Genomic DNA, 3,581 nt, shown 5'->3' with positions numbered 1-3,581 from the left:
GCACTCCGCTGGCCTGCACCAGGGCAAGCAATTTCTCGACAACTTGATCGGCAACGCGCATGGGGATTCTCAGAATTGGTTTTCAGTGATTCACGGCGCTATGCGCCAGCCTCATCGCATGAAACCCGCACTGCCCAAGCCAGGGACACCGAGCAAGGGCCGCCCCGCCGCGAGGGTGTCGTCCCCCTCCCCCGCGAAGCGGGTAGAGAGGCGCCGTGCCACGGGGGGAAGGCGCGCAGCGACTCAGGGGGTGTTTCATGTCAATACCCCGGAATCATCCACGTAAACACATAGGCTTGCAGCGTCGTGATCACCCCGATGATCACGGCGAACATCAGGCTGTGCTTGACCGTGAAGCGGAACAGGTCCGACTCGCGCCCTGCCAGGCCCACGGCCGCGCAGGCAATGGCGATGGACTGGGGCGAGATCATCTTGCCCGTCACGCCGCCCGTGGTGTTGGCCGCCACCGTGAGCACCTGGGGCAGGCCCAGCTGCTGCGCCGTGGTGGCCTGCAGCGCGGCGAACAGCGCGTTGGCCGAAGTGTCCGAGCCCGTGAGGAACACGCCGATCCAGCCCAGGAAGGGCGAGAAGAACGTGAACGCCTGGCCCGTGTGTGCCAGCGCCAGGGCCAGCGTGGCCGACAGGCCCGAGTAGTTGGCCACGAAGGCGAAGGCCAGCACCATGCCGATGGAGTAGATCGGCACGGCCAGTTCCCTGAAGGTCTCGCCCAGCGTGGCCACGGCCTTGGCCGGCGACAGGCGCGTGAAGGTGATGGTGATCAGCGCCGCGATCAGGATGGCCGTGCCGGTGGCCAGCAGCCAGTTGAAGGTGTAGACCGCGCCGTAGGGCGCAGCGGCGGCCACGACGGGGGGCGTCTTCTCCACCAGGTTGTGCAGGAAGGGCACGGGGATGTTGATGACGGTGGAGGCCAGCGGGCCGCCTGCGGCGAACAGCGCCTTGAAGGGCTTGATGCTCCAGACCGTCACCATGGCCGTGAGGATGATGAAGGGCGACCAGGCCTTGATGACGGCACCGGCCGTCAGCGGTGCACCGGAAGCGGCGGCGGGAGCCTTGACCGCCTTGGCTGTCTTCGCAATGGCAGCAGCCTTGCCGCCCTCGCCTTCCGTGTCGAAACGGAAGATGCGCTTGGGTTGCCAGACCTTGAGGAACAGCGTCAGCGCCACCAGCGAGACGATGGCCGAGGTGATGTCCGGCAGCTCGGGGCCGATGTAGTTGGCCGTGAGGAACTGCACCAGGGCAAACGAGCCGCCGCCCACCAGCACCGCAGGCCAGGTTTCCTTGACGCCGCGCCAGCCGTCCATGATGGCCATCAGCCAGAACAGCACCAGCACCGTCATGAAGGGCAGCTGGCGGCCGGCCATCTGGCCGATGGCGAATGCATCCACGCCCGAGACCTGCCCCGCCACGATGATGGGAATGCCCATGGCGCCGAAAGCCACGGGCGCCGTGTTGGCGATCAGGCACAGGCCCGCCGCATACAGCGGCTTGAAGCCCAGGCCCACCAGCAGCGCGGCAGTGATGGCCACGGGCGCGCCGAAGCCGGCCGCGCCCTCCAGGAAGGCGCCGAAGCAAAAGCCCACCAGGATGAGCTGCAGCCGCTGGTCGGGCGTGACCGACAGGATGGACGAGCGGATCACGTCGAACTGCCCCGTCTTGACCGAGATCTTGTAGAGGAACACGGCCGCCACGATGATCCAGGCGATGGGCCACAGGCCGTAGAAGAAGCCGTACACGGCCGAGGCCAGTGCCGCGCTCACGGGCATCTTGTAGAACAGCAGCGCCACGCCCAGCGCCAGCGCCACGGTGACGGTGCCAGCCTGGTAGCCCTTGAGACGGAACCTGGTCAGCGCCAGGAAGAAAAAGATGATGGGAATCAGCGCGATCAGCGCCGAGATCCAGATGTTCCCGGCGGGATCGTAGTTCTGCTGCCAGATGGTTTGCATGACCGTGTCTCTAGATGATGGGGAGGGCGCGGTAAGCGCCCCTTGTCGGCCACTCCCTCTCGTTGCAGCGTTGGCATGCGGTGCGATCCGCACAGGATGTCTGCTGGCTGGCTGCAACGGTGTCTGGGAGTGTTCCCCGCGCTGGCGCCTTGTGGGCCATTGGAAAATTGGTCCAACCAATTAAGCCAAAATTCAGACCATTGCGCGAAGTGGTGCGATTCTCAGAGCTTTCAAGTGGGCAGATGAACAGGGTAAACACCTAAAAGAGTGCAGATAATGCACCACGATGTTTATTGGTCAGACCAATCATGAATGTTTTGGTGCAACGCATGCTCAAGTCCCCGGCCAAGCAAGGCCCCAGGCGGTGCACAAACGCAGCGCTCGCGGGAAAAAGATCGGCGGCAGCGCTGTGCCCGCAGGTCCGGCGCTCATGCCTGACGTCCCCAACGGAAAAGCCCGCTCCCTACAATGCAGCCTCAGCGGTCGGTGTACCGCCCTTGTATCTTCGGCGCCCGGGTCAGCCCCGGGCGCCTTATTAAACCGCCGTGTATCCGGACGGCGGTGGCTGATTGAACGGAGCCCATCCATGAACCACATTCCTGCGCGCCGCTCGGCGCTGCGCCAGGCGGCTGCCTGCGTGCTGGCCGCCTCCTCCCTGTCCAGCCTGCCTGCGCTGGCCGCCGAACCCGCCGTGCTGCGCGTCTCGGCCATCCCGGATGAAGCTCCCACCGAGCTGCAGCGCAAGTTCGAGCCGCTGGGCAAGTACCTCTCGGCCCAGACCGGCATGAAGGTGGTGTTCACGCCCGTGACCGACTACGCCGCCGTGGTCGAGTCGCTGGCCACGCGCAAGCTGGACCTGGCCTGGCTGGGCGGCTTCACCTTCGTGCAGGCCAAGATCCGCACCAACGGCACGGCCATCCCCATCGTGCAGCGCGAGGAAGACGCCAGGTTCACCTCCAAGTTCATCACGGCCAACCCCGCCATCAAGACCCTGGCCGACCTCAAGGGCAAGAGCTTTGCCTTTGGCGCGCCCTCGTCCACCTCGGGCAGCCTGATGCCGCGCTTTTTCCTGCAGCAGGACGGCATCGACCCCGAGAAGGACTTCAAGACCGTGGCCTTCTCCGGCGCGCATGACGCCACCGTGGCCTTCGTGGCCGCAGGCAAGGCCGAGGCCGGCGTGCTCAATGCATCGGTCTGGGACAAGCTGGTGGAGAGCAAGAAGGTCGATACCAGCAAGGTGCGCGTGTTCGCCACCACGCCGCCCTACTTCGACTACAACTGGACCGTGCGCGGCGACCTGGACCCGGCCCTGGTCAAGAAGCTGACCGACGCCTTCCTGGCGCTGGACCCGGCCAAGCCCGAGCACAAGGCCATCCTGGAGCTGCAGCGCGCCGCGCGCTTCGTGCCCACCCAGGCCTCGAACTACGAAGGCATCGAGGCTGCCGCCAAGTCGGCCGGCCTGCTCAAGTAAGCCGCAGCAGGCGCAATCCATGAGCTTTGAACTGGAAGGCGTGGGCCTGACCCACGCCGGCGGCGGCATTGCGCTGCGCGGCGTGACGCTGGCCGCACGCCAGGGCGAGGCCATTGCGCTGATCGGCCCCTCGGGCGCGGGCAAGA

The 3,581-nt window shown here is 65.9% G+C and carries 2 protein-coding genes; one reads left to right on the top strand and one right to left on the bottom strand.

Annotated features, from left to right (window positions below):
• Positions 1–260 precede the first annotated feature (260 nt).
• Positions 261–1,964: an L-lactate permease gene (lldP, locus tag L995_RS23180; protein ID WP_047473857.1), complete on the bottom strand. Its 1,704-nt coding sequence runs from the start codon at positions 1,962–1,964 to the stop codon at positions 261–263.
• Positions 1,965–2,550: 586 nt separating this feature from the next.
• Between lldP and L995_RS23175 the strand changes: the two genes are divergently transcribed.
• Positions 2,551–3,435, top strand: coding sequence for a putative selenate ABC transporter substrate-binding protein (locus L995_RS23175; RefSeq protein WP_047473856.1), 885 nt, complete (start codon positions 2,551–2,553; stop codon positions 3,433–3,435).
• Positions 3,436–3,581 lie beyond the last annotated feature (146 nt).

This window comes from Delftia sp. ZNC0008 (genome assembly GCF_000799035.1).
GTDB lineage: Bacteria > Pseudomonadota > Gammaproteobacteria > Burkholderiales > Burkholderiaceae_C > Comamonas > Comamonas tsuruhatensis.
This window is presented reverse-complemented; position numbering and strand designations above follow the sequence as displayed.